This is a genomic window from Arthrobacter sp. UCD-GKA, from assembly GCF_001863355.1.
Classification (GTDB): Bacteria; Actinomycetota; Actinomycetes; order Actinomycetales; family Micrococcaceae; genus Paeniglutamicibacter.
In genome coordinates this window covers 40,072-59,818 of record NZ_MOLR01000013.1, presented here as the reverse complement: position 1 = coordinate 59,818, position 19,747 = coordinate 40,072, and the positions used below count along the sequence as shown (strand labels likewise).

The window sequence follows — 19,747 nt, the reverse complement described above, 5'->3', positions numbered from 1 at the left end:
GCCCCAGCCTAGAAGCGCCGGGTCCGGTTGGGAATGGCGGCAGGCCAAAAGGGCGATGGCCCCCATCGACGCGGTGCGCGCCAAGGGGGGGCAGCGGTGGTGCGGATATGCCCTAGTGTCCGGCGACCTGCTCGAGGTCTGCGCCCTCGGCGTCGCCCTGGCCGGCGACCCGGGCGTTCCACCCGGTGATCACTGCCGCGGCGGTGGGCCGGGTGAGCAGCGAGACCACGACGAAGGTCAGCGCCGAGGCCAGAAGGCCGTAGTAGATCGGCTCGTTGGCGTAGATGCCGTCGAAGCGGTTCTCCGCCTGGATTTCCAGGGTGATCATGGTGCCCAGGGTGACGATGGTTCCGGCTGCCATGGAGGCGGCGGCGCCCAATCCGTTGCCGCGCTTCCAAACCAACCCGCCGATGATGGCCACCAGCAGGCCGCCGACCAGGATGTCGTAGGCGATGGTCAGCGCCGCGACCACGTCGGAGACCATGATGGCCAGCACGATCGAGACAATGCCCAGCAGCAGCACCCAGATGCGGTTGGCGCGCACGTCGTGCTCGGGGTTTTCGTTGGTGTTCACCTGCACGTTCCTGCCGAACCAGCTGGCCACGAACGGGGTGACATCGGTGCGGGCCACGGTGGCAGCGGCGATCAAGGCGCCCGAGGCGGTGGACATCATCGCGGCAACGGCCGCCGCCAGCACCAGTCCGCCGATCGCGACGGGCAGCAGCTGCGTGGCGACCTCCGCGTAGACGACGTCCTTGTTGGTGTCGGCACCGATGATGTCCGGCAGGGCGACCTTGGCGGCCATGCCGATGATGGCGCCGGCGGCCCCGTAGAGCACGCAGTAGATGCCGGCGGTGGTGCCGCCCCAGCGGGCCACCTTCGGGGTCTTGGCGGTGAAGACGCGCTGCCAGATGTCCTGGCCGATGAGCAGGCCCAGGGTGTAGACCACGAAGTAGGTGATGATGGTCTGCACGCCGATGCCGGTGAAGCTGAAGAACTCGGCCCCGACGCGTTCGCGGATCCCGGACATGCCGCCGGCGGCGTTCAGCGCGAAGGGCAGCATCAGGAAGAAGATGCCCACGGTCTTGATGACGAACTGGACCTGGTCGGCCAGGGTGATCGACCACATGCCGCCGATGGTGGAGTAGATGACCACGATGACCCCGCCGATGGCGATGGCCATCCAGCGTTCCCAGCCGAAGAGGACCACGAAGATCGTTGCGTAGGCGCTGGTGGAGGTGGCACAGAGCATCAGCGTGTAGGCGAGCATGACGATGCCCGAGGTGTTGGTTGCCGACTTGCTGCCGTAGCGCAGGGTGAGCATCTGCGAGACCGTGAAGATCTTCAGGCGCTGCAGGGTCGGGGCGAAGAGCAGCGAGAGCAGGATGACTCCGGCGCCGATCGCCACGACCAGCCACATGCCGGAGATGCCGAACTTGTAGCCCAGTCCGACGCCGCCCACGGTGGATGCCCCGCCCAGGACGACCGCGGCCATGGTCCCGGTGTAGAGGAACGGGCCGAGCCGGCGGCCGGCGACGAGGTAGTCGCTGCTGTTCTTGGTGCGTGATTTGCCCCACCAGCCGAAGATGAGCATGGCCGCCAGATAGACGGCGACGATGGTGCCATTGATGAATTCCATGAGGGGGTGCCTTTGCTTCGAGAGCGGGGCCAACAGCCAGCAGATGATGCCTGTTAGTAAACATTTGTTTTCTCATAGGCTAATGTGAGATGCCTTACACGTCAATTGCCCTAAGCTGGACACACCAAATATTTCTTTGAGCACCCCTGGAGAACCTTGCCCATGAAAGCCCTGCCCGTCGAGCCCAGCAGTGCCGCATTGGCCATCGGTTCGCGGATCCGTGCGGCGCGGCACGCCCAACGACTGACCATCGACCAGGTCGCCGATTCCACGGGCCTGACCAAGGGCTTCCTTTCCCGGGTGGAACGCGACCTGACCAGCCCCTCGGTCGCCTCGCTGGTGACCCTGTGCCAGGTGCTCTCGATGGAGGTCGGCGAGCTTTTCACGGCGCCGGACACCCACGTGGTGCGCCTCGCCGAGGCCCCGCGGATCTCCCTGGGCGGCGAAGGCATCGTCGAGCAATTGGTGACGGCCCGCTCCGAGCGGCGCCTGCAGGTCATTCGGGCGGTCATCGCCCCGCGCGGCGAGGGCGAGAAGGAGCTATACGCGGTGGATTGCGAGGTCGAGGTGCTCCACGTGCTGTCCGGGCGCTTCGTGCTGATCTTCGCCAACGAGCGCTTTGACCTCAATGCGGGGGACACCGTGACCTTCCCGGGCCGGGAACCGCACAGCTGGCTCAACCCCACGGGCGAGGAAGCCGTGGTGACCTGGACGCTGGTGCCGGCCGCTTCGCGCTAGGACATGTTGCCACGCCCCCCGTGGCCGTGGCACTCGGGAGGCGCCGATCAATTCCCCGGGTGTGATCCCCGGCCGGTGTGAAGGGTCCTCCCTCGACATCCCGCGGTGGCGCATGGTGAAGGGGAGGGGCAACGAAAATCCCGGTCAGAAGCAGGGCGAACTCGGTCCCGATCGAGCAGACCCTGGTCGTGACGTGGGAGGTCCGGGCCCGCAGCCGGCGGCGCACCAGGGCGAAAATGCCGGTCCCGGCCAGGCCGCCGGCGGTGTTGGCGACAAGGTCGGTGGCGTCCGAGCTCCCCATGCCATGGGGGTACTGGGCGATCTCCAGGACCAGGCCCGCCCCGGCGGCCACGCCCGCGGCATTCCTCCAGCGCAGGGACAATGCAAGGAGCCCGAGGGGCAAAAAGTAGGAAGTTCGCGACAACCTCGACAGGAGCGCCCGCCGACCCGGGGACCGGGCCCGTGGTTTTCGGGCGCACCCTAGCCCACGTGCACCCAGGGCCGCCTGGCGATCGACGGCTCCGCCTCGCGCAGCACCTCGCGGGTCAGCGGAGCGATCTCGCCCTGGCCCAGGAACAGGAAGCGCAGCAGGTTGCGCACCGGGTTGCCCTCGGTCCAGCGGAAGTAGATGTGCGGCATCACGCCTGTGGCGTCGCGGATTTCCAGGCAGATCGCGGCAATGGCCGTGGGAACCGAGGGAGCCTCGGCGACCAGGATCTTGTAGCCGTGCCGGGTGATCCCGCAAACCTTGATGTCCTGGGCGAAGTCCGAGAAGTCGGAGACCTTGATCTCGATGAAAAGCACCCGGGCCTCCTCGGGCAAGTGGCTGGCCATCTTGGCGTGGGCCAGCTTGTGCCGGTAGCGGGCGGCTGAGAGGCGCACCGGTTCGTGGGCGATGATCCGCACCATGGAATCCTCGGTGGAGGTCTTGATGATCTCCAGTGCCGCGGCATCCAGGGTCACCGAGGTCGCACGCAGCTCCGTGGAGCGGCGGAACCGGGAAACCAGCGAGACGGCGATGATCCCGGCGATGAAGAACGCCGCGATCCGGATGCCGTCGGGGCGCTCGACGACGTTGGCCGCGGTGGTGTAGACGAAGATGACCGACACGATGCCGAACCCGATGGTCCGCCACCGCTGGCCCTGGCGCTTGGCGGAAATGGTCACGGCCACCGCGGCGGAGGCCATGAGCACCAGCACGCCGGTCGCGTAGGCTGCGCCCTGGGCATCGACACTGGCCTCGAAGGCGATCGTGATGACCACGGCAATGCCGATGAGCACCAGCACCAGCGGGCGGATGGCGCGGGCCCACTCGGGCGCCATGCCAAAGCGCGGCAGGTACCGGGGGATCAGGTTGAGCATGCCGGCCAGGGCCGAGGCCCCGGCGAACCACAGGATCAGGATGGTGGACAGGTCGTAGATGCTGCCGAACCCGTCGCCGAGCATCGCGTGGGCCAAGAACGACAGGGCCCGGCCGTTGGCGTCGCCGCCCGGCTGGAATTCCGGGGCGGGAATCAGCAAGGTGGTGACCACCGAGGAGAAGACAAGGAACACGCTCATGGTCAGTGCGGCGGTGAGCAGCAGCTTCCGGGCCCCGGCAATGCGTCCGCGCGGGTTCTCCTCGGTGTCCCCGGGGGTGTGCCGGATCTGCGGCATCACGGCCACTCCGGTCTCGAAGCCCGACAGGCCCAGGGCCAGCTTGGGGAACACGATCAGTGAGATGGCGATCATCATCCACGGGCTCGAATGGGTGGCCGTGAGGTTCAGCCACCAGTGGTCCACGGGCGCCGGGTCGGCGACAAGGGAGACCACGGCCACCGCGATCACCACGACGTTCAACAGCAGGTAGGTGGCCACCAGCCCCACGGCCAGCCAGATGACCTCGTGGAAGCCGCGCAGGAACAAGGCCCCGAGCAGCAGGATCAGCACCAGCGTGATGATGATTTGCTGCCCGTTGAACCAGTCGGGGGTGAAGGGATTCTCGATGATGTGTGCCGAGGCGTCGGCCGAGGACAGGGTGATGGTGATCATGAAGTCGGTCGCGGCGAAGCCCAGCAGCACCAGCACGAACACCTTGCCCTTCCAATGCGGAAGCAGGCGTTCGAGCATCGAGATGGATCCCTGCCCGTGCGGGGACTCGTTGGCCACGCGGCGGTACACCGGCAGCGCCGCGCCCAGGGTGACTGCCACGAGCATGAGGGTGGCCAACGGGGCCAGGGCGCCGGCGGCCAGTGCCGCGATGGCCGGCTGGTAGCCCAGGGTCGAGAAGTAGTCCAGGCCCGAGAGGCACATGACCTGCCACCAGCGGTGTCCGGCCGGCTTGGCGGCGACCTCTTCGGGATTTTCCCGACCGATGTCGGTGTCCTTGAGCCACGCCGCGATGGGCTTCGTCCGGCCGGCTCGGCGCAGGGGCTGGGCGGGGTATTTGGCGCCCGTTGTTTTCTTCACGAGTGTGAACCCTACTCCTGGTTGCGCATCACGGGATATAGCTGGGGACAAGTGCTTTTAGTGACATGCCTGACAGGCTCTACTTTGACATTTAGCTGGCGAAAAGCAACCATTTTGTAGCGGGATACGCAGGGAAGTCGTTTCCTGGTTTGCGCCCGCTCGTTTAAGGACATTGCTTGTGAGTTCCCGGCCCGAAGATCCCGCTGCGGTTCCTTGGCGACCCAAGCGGCTCTGGGCACCCTGGTGGCTGGCCATGTTGTTGGGCGGGGCAATGGGCGTTACCCTGACGTTGCTGCGCGCCTCCAGGGAGTTCGTGATTCCCGGGGCCATCGCCCTGGCCATGGTCATCGTCTTCATCACCGTGGCCACGATCATGCGCAGGCAATTTCATCCCGAGGCTCTCGAGCCGCCGATGTCCCTGTCGTATGTGTTGTGGATGATCTTGCTGGTTTTCCTGGTGGGGCCCGTACAGGTGATGCTCCTGCCGGCCAACCCGCAAGAGATCGTCATCAAGGCCCTGGCGTTGTCCGCGGGAATTTCCATCTGCATCTACGGGGCCGACCGCGCCCTGTTCTCGTCCTTCGCCAGGCGCGAGAGGCCGGGCCGGCCCGCTTGATCCTTGACTTTCCGTTCTGGAAAGACAAGACTTTCCATAACGGAAAGTGAGGGCTTGCATGTCCGACGAAAAACCTGGCCCGCCGGCATCGACCCGCGTGAGGCACTCGCCGAGGTCGACGGCGCCTCCGGGACCATGGTGCACTCCACCGAGGCGCCTCGCGGATTCATGCCGACCCTGGTGCTGGTCATTTCGACCGTCATGGCGCTGCTCGGCGTCGCTCCGTGGCCGGCCCTCCTGGGGATCGGGGCCCTCCTTGTGCCCATGCTTGCGTGGTACCTGCTCGTGATGCGCAAGCAGCCCAAGCCGCGGCCCATCCTGAGCCATTCCGGGCCCTACGTGCTGTACGCGTTCCTGCTCATGTTCGTCATGCAGGCCGGCCGGTTTTGGGAGCCGGGGTCGTGGTGGGAGGTGGCCGCCAAGTGGGTGGTCGTGTTTGCGATCTGCTGGTACGCCATGTCCCGCATGCGGGCTGCCGCCATCAAGAACCGACTCAAGGACGCCAATGAGCGACCCATCTGATCCTCCCGCCTTTGACGAACTGATCCATGCGCCGGCGCGCTTGCGCATCTGCGCTTCCCTGGCCCCGGTGCAGTGGGCGGAGTTTGCGCAGCTGCGCGATGCGCTCGGTGTTGCCGACTCGGTGCTGAGCAAGCATCTCAAGCAGCTGGTCGATGCGCGCTATGTCCATGTCGAGCGCTTCAGCAAGGGCGGCCGGCGCCATGCCAGGGTCGCGCTGACGGTGGAGGGCCGCAGGGCCTATGTGGGGCACGTGGCGGCGCTGCGGGCCATGCTCGAGCAGGACATGTAACCGAGGGGTCCGCGCGTGAGTCTTGACTGTAAGCCGCACCACAAATAGCATACAGGGCAACGGTTGTTTCATATTGAGCAACAAGACGTGGTCGGCGGTGGGTACCGCCGGAAACCCCTGAGGGAGAAGATCGTGGAAGAAATCCGCATTGAAGACAACGGAAACATCGGTCCCATCGATGCCTCCAAGATTCCGCGCTTCGCCGGACTGGGGACCTATGCCAGGCTCCCGCGCATCGACCAGGTGCCCTCCGCGGACATCAAGGTCGTCGGGGTGCCGTTTGACTCGGGAGTTTCCTACCGGCCCGGTGCGCGGTTCGGATCCACCCACATCCGCGAGTCCTCGCGCCTGATCCGCCCGTACAACCCGGCCCTGAACGTCTCGCCGTTCGCGCTGACCCAGGTCGTCGACGCCGGGGACATGGCGGTGAACCCGTTCAACATCAACGAAGCCATCGAGACCATCCAGCAGAACGCGCTGGACCTCACCGCCGACGGCTCCACCCTGGTGACCCTGGGCGGGGACCACACCATCGCCCTGCCGCTGCTGCGCGCCGCCGCCGAACGCGCGGGAAACCCCGTGGCCATGCTGCACTTCGATGCGCACCTGGACACCTGGGACACCTACTTCGGCGCCGAATACACCCACGGCACCCCCTTCCGCCGCGCCGTGGAGGAGGGCATCCTCGACACCGAGGCCATCTCCCACGTGGGCACCCGCGGCCCGCTCTACGGCAAGAAGGACCTCGAGGACGACAAGCGCTTCGGCTTCGGCATCGTCACCAGCTCGGATGTCTACTACCAGGGCGTGCGCGAGATCGTGGACAAGCTCCGCGACCGGATCGGCAACCGCCCGCTGTACATCTCGGTGGACATCGACGTGCTGGACCCGGCCCACGCGCCGGGCACCGGAACCCCCGAGGCCGGCGGCATCACCAGCCGGGAACTGCTGGAGATCCTCCGCGGGCTGCGCGGCATGAACATCGTCGGAGCCGACATCGTCGAGGTCGCCCCGGCCTACGACCACGCCGAAATGACCGGCGTCGCCGCTTCGCACGTCGCCTACGACCTGATCTCGCTGATCGCTGACAAGCGCGCCAACGACAAGGCGGGCCAGGCATGAGCCCGGAGGGCATCGCGGAGGTGGGCACGCGCAACGGCGGGGACCTGGTCATCGAGACCCTCGAGGCGCTCGGCGCCCACACGGTCTTCGGCATCCCCGGCCAGCATGCGCTGGGCCTGTTCGACGCGCTCTCGCGCTCGAAGCTGCACTTCGTCTCCTCCCGCGTGGAAAACAACTCCGCCTTCGCCGCCGACGGCTATGCCCGGGCCACCGGCGAGGTCGGGGTGCTCTTCCTGTCCACCGGTCCCGGCGCGCTGACCTCGCTGGCCGGGCTGCAGGAGGCATACGCCACCAGCGTGCCGATGGTCGTGGTGGCCAGCCAGATCCCGCTGGACGGGCTCGGCGCCCGCCGCAAGGGCATGCTGCACCAGCTCGATGACCAGAAGGCCTCCGCGGCGAACGTCACCAAGTCGCAGCGCACCGTCCACCACGCCTCGGGCATCCCCTCGGCCATCCAGGATGCCTGGGCCGATGCGATCACCGTGCCGCAGGGCCCGGTCTGGGTCGAGGTCCCGCAGGACGTCCTGCTGGCCCCTGTGCTGGTGCCGCCGGTCATCGACGCGCTGGCCGAGGCCTACGAGCACCCGCCGCGGGTGGAGCTCATCGACGAGGCGGTCCGTTGGCTCGCCAAGGCCAGCCGTCCGGTCATCGTGGCAGGGGGAGGGGTGCGCCGTGCCGGGGCACAGGGCGCGCTGCTTGCCGTGGCCGAGTCCCTGGGCGCGCCGGTGGTGTGCTCGCCTGGCGGCAACGGGGCCTTCCCCTGGAACCACCCGTTGTCGCTGCAGTCCTGGGTCGAGGACCGGCACGTCACCGAGGTCCTGGAGGACGCGGACGTGCTGATCGTGGTGGGCTCCGCGCTGGGCGAGGTCACCAGCAACTACTTCACCCTGGAACCGCGCGGGCACCTGATCCAGATCGATGCCGAGCCGCGCGTGCTCGAATCCAACCGCCCGGCCCTGGGCATCCGGGCCGACGCCAAGGCCGCCCTGGAATACCTCGGCGAGGCCCTCGGCAAGCTCGAGGGCGGGACCGCGGCCGACTGGCACGGGAAGGGCCCCGAGGCGGTCGTGGCCGACACCCTGGCCAAGGTCTTCGCACGGCTCGATGCGCAGGACCTGGCCAAGGAGCGCACCTTCATGGCCGACATCCGGGCCGCGGTTCCCGATGACATGCAGACCTTCTGGGACATGACCATCTCCGCCTACTGGGGCTGGAGCTGCTGGGACGCGCGGGACGGGGAATTCCACTCCGCGCAGGGTGCCGGAGGGCTGGGCTTCGGCTTCCCCTCGGCCATCGGCGGGGCGCTGGGGCTGGGCAAGCGCGTGCTGGCGGTCTCCGGCGACGGCTCGGCCATGTACTCGATCGCCGAGCTGGCCACGGCGAAGCAGCACAACGCGCCGGTCACCTGGCTGATCGTCGACGACGGGGGCTACGGGATCCTGCGCGAGTACATGGAGGGCGCCTTCGGCAAGGCCACGGCCACCGAGCTGGCCCGCCCGGACTTCGTGGCGCTGGCGCAATCCTTCGGGATCCCGGCCCGGTTGGTGGAACCGGAAAACGTGCGCGAGGCGCTCGAGGAGTCCTTCGCCGCGCAGGGCCCCAACGTCGTGGTGGTGCAGACGCTGCTGAAGATGTTCGCGCCCACGCACCTGTAGCAGGCGGCACGCCTCCCTGCGGTGGTGCGGGCCCCGGATTGATGCATAAATCGGTCCGGGGCCTGCATTTTTTCGGCTACGGCATGGTCTTGACGTAGGCCTGCAGGGCATCGCGCACGAAGGACGCGCCCTCGGCTCCGCCGTAGTTCGCCGCGAAGCGCTCGTCGGCCACATACATTTCGGCCAGGCCCAGGACGTAGGCCCTGGTGTGCTCGGGGGAGTCGGCGGCCGGGGTTCCCGGGATGCCGGTGAGCCACTGGACATGGCGCCGGGCCAGGTCCCGGGCCGCAGGGGATTCCGGGGTGGTTCCGGGATCCCGGGCGGCGGCGATCCAGTCGTTGCCCAGATCCCGGAGCCGGCGCTTCCAGTCCTCCTGGCCGTCCTTGCCCAGCGAACGCCACCAGGCATCGGAGCGGGCGTAGGGCTCATTGCCCCAGCGCTGCTCCACCTCGTCCTGGTGCACCGTGTGGTCAAAACCGTCGAACATGTTTTTTGCCATGAGCTTTTCGCTTCCTTTCAGTGAATTGATGGTGTGCTGCACCGCGGCGATCTGCCGGGCCAGGCGGTCCTGCTCGGCGCGCAACAGCGAAAGGTGCGTTCCCAGCGCCTGGGCCTGGTTGGCCTCGGCCGCGATGAGATCGGCGATCTGCGGCAGGCCGAGTCCCAGCTCGCGCAGCAGCAGGACGCGCTGCAGGCGGATGAGCGCGGATTCGTCGTAGTACCTGTAGCCGTTGTGCCCGATCCGGCTGGGCGGCAGCAGCCCGATGTCGTCGTAGTGGCGCAGCGTGCGGCTGGTGGTGCCGGCGAGCTTGGCGACCTGTTGAATCGAGCGTTCCATGGAACCAACGGTAAAGCTTGACGTTGCGTCAATGTCAAGGGCCGGTGGACGCCGGCCCGCGGACGGTGTGGGCCCTAGGTGTTCCTGGTGTCGTTTGCTGCGCCCGGGCGCAGGTCAAGCCGGCGCAGCAGCTGCGCGTTCAGGGCCACCACGACGGTGGAGATCGACATCAGCACCGCGCCGACCGACATCGGCAGGATGAAGCCGACCCCGGCCAGCACCCCGGCGGCCAGCGGGACCGAGAGCAGGTTGTACCCGGCCGCCCACCAGAGGTTTTGCTTCATCTTCCGGTAGCTGGCGCTCGACAGGTCCATCACCGAGATGACCGAGCGCGGGTCGTCGCTGGCCAGGATGACCCCGGCCGAGGCAATGGCCACGTCGGTGCCGGCCCCGATCGCGATCCCCACGTCGGCCTGGGCGAGCGCCGGGGCGTCGTTGACCCCGTCCCCGACCATGGCGACCTTTTGGCCCTCGGCCTGCAGGGCAGCGACCTTGGCGGCCTTGTTCTCTGGCCGCACCCCGGCAAAGACCCTGTCGATCCCCAATTCGCGGGCCACCGATTCGGCCACCGCGGCCGCGTCCCCGGTGATCATCACGACCTCGACGCCCCGGGCGTGCAGGGCGGCAACGGCGGCCCGGGATTCGGGACGGATCTCGTCGCTCAGCGCGAGCGCCCCGATGACCCGGCCATCGGCGATCACGTGCAGGATGGTCGCGCCGTCGTCCTTCCACGGTTCGCTGGCCTGAAGCGGGTCGAGCACGTGGTTGGCCAGCATGTGCGGGCCGCCGACCCCGACCACGGTCCCATCGACGGTGGCCTGCACGCCTTCGGCCGCGGCCGAGCGGAAGCCGGTGGACGGGGAGAGCTGCAGCGAGCGCTCTGCCGCGGCCCGCACGATGGCCCTGGCCAGCGGGTGTTCACTGTCGGATTCCGCGGCGGCCGCGAGCGCGAGGACCGCCTCCTCGCTGTGGCCGGCCACGGTCGCGATGTTCGTCAGGACGGGTTCGCCCACGGTCAGGGTGCCGGTCTTGTCGAAGAGCACCGATGTCACCTGGCGCATGCCTTCCAGGGCCAGCCGGTCCTTGATCAGCACCCCGCCGGCGGCGGCGCGTTCGGTGGCGATGGACACCACCAGCGGGATGGCCAGCCCCAGGGCGTGCGGGCAGGCGATGACCAGCACCGTGATGGTGCGCACGACGGCCGCGTCCGGGTCGCCCAGCAGCGACCAGATGGTGGCGGTGATGGCGGCGGCGCCCAGCGCGAACCAGAACAGCCAGCCGGCGGCGGTGTCGGCGATGCGCTGGGCCTTCGAGCTGGAGGCCTGCGCGTCGGAGACCAGCCGCTGGATGCCGGCCAGGGCGGTGTCGGAGCCAATGGCCGTGACCTTCACGCGGATGGCCGTGTCGGTGGAGACGGTGCCGGCCACCACGTGGGTGCCGGGGCCGCGGGACACGGTCCGGGACTCGCCGGTGATCATGGATTCGTCCATTTCGGCGGTGCCCTCGGTGATCATCCCGTCGGCAGGGACCCGCCCGCCTGGGCGCACGATCACCACGTCGCCCAATTCCAGGTCGGCCGGGGCCACCTGCTCGAAGGCATCGCCCACGAGCCGTTCGGCGGTGTCGGGCAGCAGCGCGGCCAGGGAGTCGAGGGCGGAAGTGGTCTGGGCCAGCGAGCGCATTTCGATCCAGTGGCCCAGCAGCATGATGACCACCAACAGGGCCAGTTCCCACCAGAAGTCCAGCCCGTGGTCCAGGATTCCCAGGCTTGCACCCCAGGAGGAGAAGAACGCGACGGTGAGGCCCAGGGCGATCAGCAGCATCATGCCCGGCTTGCGGGCCGCCAGCTCGTCGCGTGCCCCGGCCAGGAAGGGGCGCCCGCCCCAGAGGTACATCACGGTGCCCAGAACCGGGGACACCCAGGGGATCCAGGCGTTTTCGGGCAGGGATACGCCGATGAGCATGGTGAACATGGGGTTGAAGGCCAAAACCGGAATGGAGACGGCAAGCATGATCCAGAACAGCTTCCGGAAGACCGCGACGTGGCCCCCGTGTCCTTCATGGCCGTGCCCGGCGTGGTCCATTCCTGCATGCTGGTGCTCCGCGTGCCCGGCGTGCGACCCCACGTTTGGAGGGTGGGGCTCCGTTTCCATCGGGGTGGTCGTGTGGTGCTGGTGCTCGTTCATGCCCACAACATATACCCCATGGGGGTATATTTCAAGGGCGGTGCGTCGTTTCAGCTTTGAGCCGACGGGAGCACGCGGGCCTGCCGCTGGTTAAACGATTTCGGGCCGGCGGGCCCCCGGGAAGGGAGCCCGCCGGCCCGAAGCCGGAAGCGTCGTTGCTAGCGCAGCACCACGGTGCGGTTGCCGTAGAGGAACACCCGTCCCTCGGCGTGCCACTTCACGGCGTTGGACAGCGCCTTGCACTCGGTGTCGCGGCCCGCGGCGACAAGTTCCGCGGGGGAGTAGGTGTGGTCGACGTCCTGGACCTGCTGGGAGATGATCGGGCCCTCGTCGAGCTCTGCGTTCACGTAGTGCGCGGTCGCGCCCACGGTCTTGACCCCGCGGTCCCAGGCTTGGTGGTAGGGCTTGGCGCCCTTGAAGCTGGGCAGGAAGGAGTGGTGGATGTTGATGGTCATGCCGGTGAGCTTGCGGCTGAGCTCGTCGCTGAGCACCTGCATGTAGCGGGCCAGGACCACCAGCTCCACGTCGAATTCGTCAATGAGCTCGAGCAGCTTCGTTTCGGCGGCGGGCTTGGTCTCCGGGGTGACGGGGACGTGGAAGAAGGGGATGTTGTGCCACTCGGCCAGCGACTGGTGGTCGGTGTGGTTGGAGACCACCGCGACCACGTCGATGGGCAGCTCGCCCAGCCGGGCGCGGTGCAGCAGGTCGTTGAGGCAGTGGTCGAACTTGGAGACCATGATCAGCACCCGCTTCCTGGTCCCCTTGGGGGCCAGCGTCCAGGTGATCCCGTACTCGTCTGCCAGCGCCGCGAAACCGTCGCGCATGGACTCGGTCAATCCCTCGGCGTCGGGGCCGGCGAACTCGACGCGCATGAAGAACTGCCCGGCGCGGCGGTCCCCGAAATGCTTGAGCTCGACGATGTCCCGGCCCGCATCGAGCAGGAACTCGGTCACCGCATGGACGATGCCGGGGCGCTCGGGACAGGCGACGGTGAGGATGTGTTCGACTTCTGTGGTGGTATCCATGTTCGGCACTCCGATACATGCGCGGCCGACGGGGCCGCGCGAAGGGTGGTCTGGTTTTCTATGCTGCTGGTGTTCCGCAGACTATTTTAGGTGCGTGTGGCCACCATCCCGATTCACCGCCGCGATGTTGCGACCGCGACCGCGGGCGGGCGACCCCCGGTTGAAAGGTGGATCGCCCGCCCGCGGCCCGGCCGTGGTGCGACTAGTCGACGGGGTCGGAAGCGAACTCGCTCATGCCATCAAGCAGCCAGCGCGCCGTGTAGTCGGCAAATGAGGCACGCGGCAGCACGCGGAAGGTCTCCGCCTCGGTCTTCCACAGCAGCACCGGCACCGGGCCAAGCACCGTGGTGATCGCGGTTCCGGCCGCAAAGGCCCGCGGATGCAGGTCCGCCGGGCAGCCCTTTTCCAACACCGCCCGGGCGCTGGGCCCGGACACCTCGATGACGGTGCGGTTGGCCGAGAGGTCAACGACCTGGCCCGGATCGTCCCCGAGCGCGTCCACCAGGGGACCGAGCAGCTCGGACCCCTCCGGTGCCACCACCAGGAAGTCGTCGGGACCCAGCCACAGCACCGCGGTGCCGTCGGCGGATCCGGAGACCTGGCCCACCGCGGAGGGCAACTGCACCCCGGCCGCGGCGGACAGCGCCGCGTGGGCCGCGGATCCGGGCTCGGCACGCAGCCCGATCTGGGTGGTGAAGGCGATCTCGCGCAGCCCCACCCCGCGCTCGCCCGACACGGCACCTTGAACAAGTGCCGAGGCCAGGTGCGCGAGCGGGCTCGTGCGCAATGCGGAAATGTCGGTCAATACCTGCTCAGCCATCTCGACGGCTCCCTTCGGAATCAAAAAGTACGGTTTCGCCCACGACGACATCCACGAGCTTGCCGTCGACGAAGGCCGACAGCTCCTCGCCGATGCGCGCCCGGCCGTTGGAAATCATTGCCATGCCGAAGCTGCGGCCCAGTGCCGGGGACAGGTAGCTGGAGGTGACGAACCCCTGCATCGGCACCGGCGATACCGACTGGGTCAGTTCGGTGCCCTTGTTCACCAGCTGGGTGCCTTCGGGCAACCGGAGGCTCTTGTCCGCCGGCAGCACGGTGACCAGCTGCTTGCGGTCCTCGCGCTTGTTGTCCTTGCGGTCGAAGGAACGCTTGCCCACAAAGTCCTTGACCTTGGAGACGACCCATTCCATCGAGGCGTCCTGCGGGGTCACGGTGCCGTCGGTGTCCTGCCCGACGATGATGAAGCCCTTCTCGGCGCGCAACACGTGCATGGTCTCGGTGCCGTAGGGGGTGATGTTGAATTCCTCCCCGGCCGCGGCCACGTCCTCCCAGACCTTCAGCCCGTACCAGGACGGCACATTGATCTCGTAGGCGAGTTCGCCGGAGAAGGAGATGCGGCAGACCCGGGCGGCGATGCCGGAGGCCAGCACGGTCTCCTTGAATGCCATGAACGGGAAGGCCTCGTTGTCCAGGTCCAGTTCGGGGGCGAGCTTCGCGAGCACGGCGCGGGACTTCGGCCCGACCACCGCGACGGTGGAAACCTGCTCGGTGACCGAGGTGCACTTGACGTCGAGTTCCGGCCATTCGGTCTGCAGCCATTCCTCCAGCCAGTCCAGCACGCCGGCGGCGCCGCCGGTGGTGGTGGTCATGAAGAAGCGGTCCTCGTCCAGGCGCAGGGTCACCCCGTCGTCGAAGATCATGCCGTCGGCCTTGCACATCAGCCCGTAGCGGGCCAGCCCCGGCTTGAGCTTCTTGAACGCGTTGGTGTACATGCGGTTGAGGAATTCGCCGGCGTCCTTGCCGCGGATCTCGATCTTGCCCAGCGTGCTGGCGTCCATGAAGCCGACCGAGTCGCGTACGGCCTTGGACTCGCGGTAGACCGCGGTGTCCATGTCCTCGCCGGCCAGCGGGTAGTACCAGGGGCGCTTCCATTGCCCGACGTCCTCGAATAGCGCGCCGCGGGCCACGTGCCACGGGTGGATGGAGGTCAGGCGCGCCGGGTCGAAGAGCTCCCCGCGCTCGCGCCCGGCCAGCGCCGCAAAGGCCACCGGGGTGTAGGGGGCGCGGAACGCGGTGGTGCCGATGCCCGCCACGTCGTTGATGTCCAGGGCGGCGGCGATCACGCCGATGGCGTTGACCCCGGAGGTCTTGCCCTGGTCGTTCGCGGTGGAGATCGAGGTGTAGCGCTTCACGTGCTCCACCGAGCGCATTCCGGCGCCGACCGAACGCAGCACGTCGGCCACGGTCTGGTCGCGCTGGAAGTCCACGAAGTGGTGCTTGTAGTCGGCGGCCTCACCTTTCAGCGAGGGAACCAGCCACAGGGCGCGGGTCTCACCGGGGGATTCCACCGGTGCGCTGGGCACCGAGGCGGTGGCGCTGAAGCCCGCGGCGGTTGCCGCGTCGGCCCCGGCGCGGGCGCCCTCGGCCAGTGCGGAGGCCAGCTCGAGGCGCCCGTTCATGGCGCCGGCGGTCTGCTGGTTGGCCACCGGGTGCGCGGGGACGAACGCGGAAAGCGATTCGTTCCAGCCCAGGCGGCGTTCGCGCTGCGAGTGCAGGTGCACCACCGGGTTCCAGCCGCCGGAGACGGCCAGGACCTCTGCGTCGATGGTCTCGGTGTCCCCGGCCAGCGCCCCGTTGGCGTCGATGCCGCTGAGCGTGACCGAGGCCAGGGAGCCGTCGGGGCCGGCCGCGGTGTCGGCCACGACGGAGCCCAGGACGACGCGCACGCCGCGGGCCGAGAGCTCGGTGGCGCGGATCGAGGGCTCCTCGCGGGCGTCGATGACCGCGGCGACCGCGGTGCCGGCGGCCAGCAGGTCCTCGACCAGCGCGTAGGCCGAGTCGTTGGTCGTGGCCACGACGATGTTGTTGCCCACCAAAACGCCGTAGCGGTTCAGGTAGGATCGGGCGGCGGCCGCCAGCATGATGCCCGGGCGGTCGTTGTTCTCGAAGACCAGCGGGCGCTCGTGGGCGCCGGTGGCCAGCACGACCTGCTTGGCCCGGATGTGCCAGATGCGCTCGCGGGACACCCCGGCACCCAGCTCGCCGGCGAGGTGGTCGGTGCGGCGCTGGACGGCCAGGACGTAGTTGGCGTCGTAGCTGCCGAAGGCGGTGCTGCGGGCCAGGTAGGTGACTTCCGCGTTCGCCTCCAGGACGGCGCGGGTCACGGCGATCCATTCGGCGGCACTCTTGCCGTCGATGGTTTCGGTGGAGGCCGAGAGCAGCGAGCCGCCGGCTTCGGGCTGCTCGTCGATCACGATCACCCGGGCGCCGGAGGCTGCCGCCTCGCGGGCCGCGGCCAGTCCGGCGGGACCGGCGCCGACGATGAGCACGTCGGTGTGCACGTGCTTGCGGTCGTAGATGGCCTCGTCGGGGCGCGGGTCCAGCTGGCCCAGGCCCTGCAGCAGGGTGACGTCCATGCCGTCGGTGAGCTCCACGGCGGTGGCCGGAAGCATCGATTCGTTCACATGTCCGGCCCAGCGGGCGCCGATCTTGACCAGGGCGTTGGATTCCTCGACTCCGGAGGAGACGATGCCGCGCGGGCGGTCAAGGTAGAGCGAGTTGCCGCAGGTCCGCAGGCCGGCGCCGAGCATGGCCGAGGCCACGGTGTCCCCGGCGAAACCGGTGAGCTGCTGGCCGTCAACGGTGAAGGAGATCTGCTTGGTGCGGTCGATGCGGGCGGATGCCGAAGCCTGTGCGCCAAGTCGGTGCGAAGAGGTGGTGCTCATTTGGTTCCTCCCTGTGAAGGCGCGTTGGTGGTGGCGATGGGTTGCGGTTCGCCTGGCTTGTAGACTGCCTTGAATTCATAGGTGACGGTGTCGCGCACGGCGTTGAACCAGCGGCGGCAGCCGGCCGAGTGGACCCAGCGTTCGGCGAAGAGCCCCTTGGGGTTCTTGCGGTAGAACAGGAACTTGGCCCATTCGTTGTCGTTCAGTGCCGAGGGGTCCTCGGGGTAGGCCACGTGGGCTTCGCCGCCGTAGCCGTATTCGGTCTCGTTTCGGGGCCCGCACCAGGGGCATTCGATGAGCATCATGGTTGTGTGGGGTCCCTTTCTAGTGGGCCACGGCTGCGGCGCCGTGTTCGTCGATGAGGTGGCCGGTCTCGAAGCGCTCAATGGAGAAACCTGCGTTGAGCGGGTGCGGCTCGTCGGTGGCAATGGTGTGGGCGAAGGTGAAGCCCGCGCCCGGGGTGCCCTTGAACCCGCCGGTGCCCCAGCCGCAGTTCACGTACAGCTGGTCGATCGGGGTCTTGGAGACGATCGGCGAGGCGTCCATGGTGGTGTCCACGATGCCGCCCCAGGTGCGCAGCACATGTGCCCGGCCGAAGATCGGGAAGAGCTCGACGGCGGCGGCCATCTGCTCCTCGATGACGTGGAAGGCACCGCGCTGGCCGTAGCCGTTGTAGGTGTCGATGCCCGCGCCCATGACCAGTTCGCCCTTGTGGGCCTGCGAGACGTAGACGTGCACGTGGTTGGACATCACGACGGTCGGGTGGACCGGTTCGTGCAGTTCGGAGACCAGTGCCTGCAGCGGGTGGGACTGGATCGGCAGATCGAATCCTGCCTGCTCGGCCAGCACCGAGGAGTGCCCGGCACCGCAGAGGGCGACCTTGCCGGCGTTGATGGTGCCGCGGTTGGTCTTGACACCGGTGACCCGGTTGCCGTCCTTGATGAATCCGGTGACTTCGCAGTTCTGGATGATGTCCACGCCCATCTCGTCGCACTTGCGGGCGAAGGCCCAGGCGACGTGGTCGTGCTTGGCGATGCCGGCGCGCGGCTGGTAGGTGGCGCCCATGACCGGGTAGCGGATGTCGCCCCCGATGTTGATGATCGGGCACAGCTCCTTGACCTGCTCCGGGGTGATCCACTCGGCGTCGACGCCGTTGAGCTGGTTGGCTCCGACCCGACGCATGGATTCACGCACATCGCCCAGGGTGTGGGCCAGGTTCATGACCCCGCGCTGGGAGAAGAGGAAGTCGTATTCCAGTTCCTCGGGCAGCTGCTCCCAAAGCTTCAGCGACTTCTCGTAGATGCCTGCGGATTCGTCCCAGAGGTAGTTGGAGCGAATGATGGTGGTGTTTCGGGCCATGTTGCCGCCGGCAAGCCAGCCGCGTTCGAGTACGGCGATGTTCGTCATGCCGTGGTTCTTGGCCAGGTAGTAGGCGGTGGCCAGGCCGTGCCCGCCGCCGCCGACGATGATGGCGTCATAGGAGGACTTGGGCTCCGGGTTGCGCCAGAGGAAATCCGGGTGCTCGGGGAGAATGTCAGCCATGGTCTTATGCTCCAATCGGGGCGAGGTTTGGGTAGAGGGGGTGGGCGTTGGCCAAGGCCGTCACACGGTCCTTCAGGGCCGCGAGCGTGGCCTCGTTGTTCTCCTGGGTGCCGGCGATGAGGGTCTCGGCAATAATGTCCGCGACCTCCACGAAAGCGGCCTCGGAGAAGCCACGGGTGGCCAGCGCCGGAGTGCCGATACGCAGACCCGAGGTGACCATCGGCGGACGCGGGTCAAAGGGAACCGCATTGCGGTTCACCGTGATCTCCACCTTCGCCAACAGATCCTCGCCCTGCTGTCCATCGAGCTGCGAGTTGCGCAGGTCAACGAGTACCAGGTGCACATCGGTGCCGCCGGTCAACACGCTGATGCCGACCTCGGCCACATCCGCAGCACCCAGGCGCTCGGCCAGGATCCGCGCCCCGGCCAGGGTGCGGGCCTGGCGCTCGGCGAACTCCTGCGTCGCGGCGATCTTGAACGCGACCGCCTTGCCGGCGATCACGTGCTCCAGCGGGCCGCCCTGCTGCCCGGGGAACACCGCCGAGTTGACCTTCTTGGCGATGTCCGCGTCGTTGGTCAGGATGATCCCGCCGCGCGGCCCGGCCAGGGTCTTGTGCGTGGTGGAGGAGACCACGTGGGCGTGCGGCACCGGGTTCGGGTGCAGCCCCGCGGCCACCAGGCCGGCGAAGTGCGCCATGTCCACGAACAGGTACGCCCCGACCTTGTCGGCGATCGCCCGGAAGCGCTCGAAGTCCAGCTGCCGCGGGTAGGCGGACCAGCCGGCCACGATCATCTTCGGCTTATGCTCCAGGGCCAGGGCCTCGACCTTGTCCATGTCCACCACCAGGGTGTCCTCCTCGACCCCGTAGGGGACGATGTTGTAGAGGCGCCCGGAGAAGTTGATCTTCATCCCGTGGGTCAGGTGCCCGCCGTGGGCCAGATTCAACCCCATGATGGTGTCGCCCGGGCGGATCAGCGCGTGCATCACCGAGGCGTTGGCCTGCGCGCCGGAGTGCGGCTGCACGTTCGCGAACCCGGCACCGAACAGCGCCTTGACCCGCTCCAGGGCCAGGGTTTCGACCACGTCGACCTCCTCGCAGCCGCCGTAGTAGCGCTTGCCCGGGTAGCCCTCGGCGTACTTGTTGGTCAGCACCGAGCCCTGGGCCTGCATCACGGCCAGGGCCGTGTGGTTCTCCGAGGCGATCATCTCCAGGCCGCGCTGCTGGCGGGCCAGCTCCGCGTCAATGCGCTCGGCGATCTCCGGATCCAGGGTGGCAATGCTTTCGGTCAACGTTGACTCGACAAGCGTGGTGTTCGTGGCCGTCATCCAGTATTCACTCCTTGAAGTACAAGTTGTTGATGATTGATATATCAGAACTAAACACAATGCTATGATGAGGAT

General features: G+C 67.8%; 17 protein-coding genes. 6 read left to right on the top strand and 11 right to left on the bottom strand.

Going from position 1 to position 19,747, the window contains the following annotated elements; translation table 11 throughout:
- Positions 1-112: 112 nt before the first annotated feature.
- A complete protein-coding gene (locus BLJ79_RS18880) occupies positions 113-1,639 on the bottom strand; it encodes a sodium:solute symporter family protein (RefSeq protein ID WP_071216328.1) in 1,527 nt (508 codons plus the stop codon).
- Between the two features lie 162 nt (positions 1,640-1,801).
- On the opposite strand from BLJ79_RS18880, the gene BLJ79_RS18875 reads away from it, so the two are divergent.
- Positions 1,802-2,377, top strand: coding sequence for a helix-turn-helix domain-containing protein (locus BLJ79_RS18875; protein WP_071216327.1), 576 nt, complete (start codon positions 1,802-1,804; stop codon positions 2,375-2,377).
- On the opposite strand, the gene BLJ79_RS23980 is transcribed toward BLJ79_RS18875, so the two are convergent.
- Together BLJ79_RS23980 and BLJ79_RS18870 are read right to left on the bottom strand one after the other, a co-directional pair.
- The gene (locus BLJ79_RS23980) at positions 2,316-2,780 is read right to left on the bottom strand and encodes a VanZ family protein (protein WP_353615492.1); all 465 of its coding nucleotides are present in this window, start codon (positions 2,778-2,780) and stop codon (positions 2,316-2,318) included. The two genes, BLJ79_RS18875 and BLJ79_RS23980, sit on opposite strands and share 62 nt — an antisense overlap.
- 77 nt (positions 2,781-2,857) lie before the next feature.
- The gene (locus tag BLJ79_RS18870) at positions 2,858-4,669 is read right to left on the bottom strand and encodes an amino acid permease (protein WP_071216408.1); all 1,812 of its coding nucleotides are present in this window, start codon (positions 4,667-4,669) and stop codon (positions 2,858-2,860) included.
- A gap of 427 nt (positions 4,670-5,096) precedes the next feature.
- Here BLJ79_RS18870 and BLJ79_RS18865 point away from each other — a divergent pair, with 427 nt between their 5' ends.
- The 5 genes from BLJ79_RS18865 to BLJ79_RS18845 all read left to right on the top strand — a co-directional run bounded on the left by BLJ79_RS18865 (position 5,097) and on the right by BLJ79_RS18845 (position 9,029).
- Positions 5,097-5,441, top strand: coding sequence for a hypothetical protein (locus BLJ79_RS18865; RefSeq protein ID WP_286135539.1), 345 nt, complete (start codon positions 5,097-5,099; stop codon positions 5,439-5,441).
- A gap of 54 nt (positions 5,442-5,495) precedes the next feature.
- The gene (locus BLJ79_RS18860) at positions 5,496-5,963 is read left to right on the top strand and encodes a hypothetical protein (RefSeq protein ID WP_071216325.1); all 468 of its coding nucleotides are present in this window, start codon (positions 5,496-5,498) and stop codon (positions 5,961-5,963) included.
- On the top strand, positions 5,947-6,252 hold the full coding sequence (locus BLJ79_RS18855; RefSeq protein WP_071216324.1) for a transcriptional regulator: 306 nt from the start codon (positions 5,947-5,949) through the stop codon (positions 6,250-6,252). The genes BLJ79_RS18860 and BLJ79_RS18855 overlap by 17 nt, the downstream gene beginning before the upstream one ends.
- A gap of 132 nt (positions 6,253-6,384) precedes the next feature.
- Positions 6,385-7,374: an agmatinase gene (gene speB / locus BLJ79_RS18850; protein WP_071216407.1), complete on the top strand. Its 990-nt coding sequence runs from the start codon at positions 6,385-6,387 to the stop codon at positions 7,372-7,374.
- Complete coding sequence (locus BLJ79_RS18845; protein WP_071216323.1) at positions 7,371-9,029, top strand: thiamine pyrophosphate-binding protein; 1,659 nt, start codon at positions 7,371-7,373, stop codon at positions 9,027-9,029. Before speB ends, BLJ79_RS18845 begins: the two co-directional genes overlap by 4 nt.
- A gap of 76 nt (positions 9,030-9,105) precedes the next feature.
- On the opposite strand, the gene BLJ79_RS18840 is transcribed toward BLJ79_RS18845, so the two are convergent.
- From BLJ79_RS18840 to glyA, 8 genes are all read right to left on the bottom strand, one after another.
- Positions 9,106-9,867 (bottom strand): MerR family transcriptional regulator, encoded by a 762-nt coding sequence (locus tag BLJ79_RS18840; protein WP_071216322.1) that lies wholly within the window; start codon positions 9,865-9,867, stop codon positions 9,106-9,108.
- A gap of 74 nt (positions 9,868-9,941) precedes the next feature.
- Positions 9,942-12,053: a heavy metal translocating P-type ATPase gene (locus tag BLJ79_RS18835; protein ID WP_083411472.1), complete on the bottom strand. Its 2,112-nt coding sequence runs from the start codon at positions 12,051-12,053 to the stop codon at positions 9,942-9,944.
- Between the two features lie 158 nt (positions 12,054-12,211).
- Positions 12,212-13,078 carry a formyltetrahydrofolate deformylase gene (purU, locus tag BLJ79_RS18830; RefSeq protein WP_071216321.1) on the bottom strand — a complete coding sequence of 289 codons (867 nt, stop codon included), beginning with the start codon at positions 13,076-13,078 and terminating at the stop codon, positions 12,212-12,214.
- Positions 13,079-13,280: 202 nt separating this feature from the next.
- Complete coding sequence (locus BLJ79_RS18825) at positions 13,281-13,898, bottom strand: sarcosine oxidase subunit gamma (RefSeq protein ID WP_071216320.1); 618 nt, start codon at positions 13,896-13,898, stop codon at positions 13,281-13,283.
- A complete protein-coding gene (locus BLJ79_RS18820; RefSeq protein WP_071216319.1) occupies positions 13,891-16,803 on the bottom strand; it encodes a sarcosine oxidase subunit alpha family protein in 2,913 nt (970 codons plus the stop codon). The genes BLJ79_RS18825 and BLJ79_RS18820 overlap by 8 nt, the downstream gene beginning before the upstream one ends.
- Complete coding sequence (locus BLJ79_RS18815) at positions 16,800-17,108, bottom strand: sarcosine oxidase subunit delta (protein WP_071216318.1); 309 nt, start codon at positions 17,106-17,108, stop codon at positions 16,800-16,802. The genes BLJ79_RS18820 and BLJ79_RS18815 overlap by 4 nt, the downstream gene beginning before the upstream one ends.
- A gap of 19 nt (positions 17,109-17,127) precedes the next feature.
- Positions 17,128-18,345: a sarcosine oxidase subunit beta family protein gene (locus BLJ79_RS18810; RefSeq protein WP_071216317.1), complete on the bottom strand. Its 1,218-nt coding sequence runs from the start codon at positions 18,343-18,345 to the stop codon at positions 17,128-17,130.
- Positions 18,346-18,349: 4 nt separating this feature from the next.
- Positions 18,350-19,672 carry a serine hydroxymethyltransferase gene (gene glyA, locus BLJ79_RS18805; protein WP_071216316.1) on the bottom strand — a complete coding sequence of 441 codons (1,323 nt, stop codon included), beginning with the start codon at positions 19,670-19,672 and terminating at the stop codon, positions 18,350-18,352.
- Between the last annotated feature and the right edge of the window lie 75 nt (positions 19,673-19,747).

Coding starts and splice junctions, on each gene's coding strand:
- glyA (WP_071216316.1), bottom strand. CDS start 19,672: ATGACGGCCACGAACACCACGCTTGTCGAGTCAACGTTGACCGAAAGC.
- BLJ79_RS18840 (WP_071216322.1), bottom strand. CDS start 9,867: ATGGAACGCTCGATTCAACAGGTCGCCAAGCTCGCCGGCACCACCAGC.
- BLJ79_RS18820 (WP_071216319.1), bottom strand. CDS start 16,803: ATGAGCACCACCTCTTCGCACCGACTTGGCGCACAGGCTTCGGCATCC.
- BLJ79_RS18855 (WP_071216324.1), top strand. CDS start 5,947: ATGAGCGACCCATCTGATCCTCCCGCCTTTGACGAACTGATCCATGCG.
- BLJ79_RS18825 (WP_071216320.1), bottom strand. CDS start 13,898: ATGGCTGAGCAGGTATTGACCGACATTTCCGCATTGCGCACGAGCCCG.
- purU (WP_071216321.1), bottom strand. CDS start 13,078: ATGGATACCACCACAGAAGTCGAACACATCCTCACCGTCGCCTGTCCC.
- BLJ79_RS18875 (WP_071216327.1), top strand. CDS start 1,802: ATGAAAGCCCTGCCCGTCGAGCCCAGCAGTGCCGCATTGGCCATCGGT.
- BLJ79_RS18880 (WP_071216328.1), bottom strand. CDS start 1,639: ATGGAATTCATCAATGGCACCATCGTCGCCGTCTATCTGGCGGCCATG.
- BLJ79_RS18870 (WP_071216408.1), bottom strand. CDS start 4,669: ATGTGCCTCTCGGGCCTGGACTACTTCTCGACCCTGGGCTACCAGCCG.
- BLJ79_RS18845 (WP_071216323.1), top strand. CDS start 7,371: ATGAGCCCGGAGGGCATCGCGGAGGTGGGCACGCGCAACGGCGGGGAC.
- BLJ79_RS18835 (WP_083411472.1), bottom strand. CDS start 12,053: ATGAACGAGCACCAGCACCACACGACCACCCCGATGGAAACGGAGCCC.
- BLJ79_RS18815 (WP_071216318.1), bottom strand. CDS start 17,108: ATGATGCTCATCGAATGCCCCTGGTGCGGGCCCCGAAACGAGACCGAA.
- BLJ79_RS18810 (WP_071216317.1), bottom strand. CDS start 18,345: ATGGCTGACATTCTCCCCGAGCACCCGGATTTCCTCTGGCGCAACCCG.
- BLJ79_RS18865 (WP_286135539.1), top strand. CDS start 5,097: ATGGGCGTTACCCTGACGTTGCTGCGCGCCTCCAGGGAGTTCGTGATT.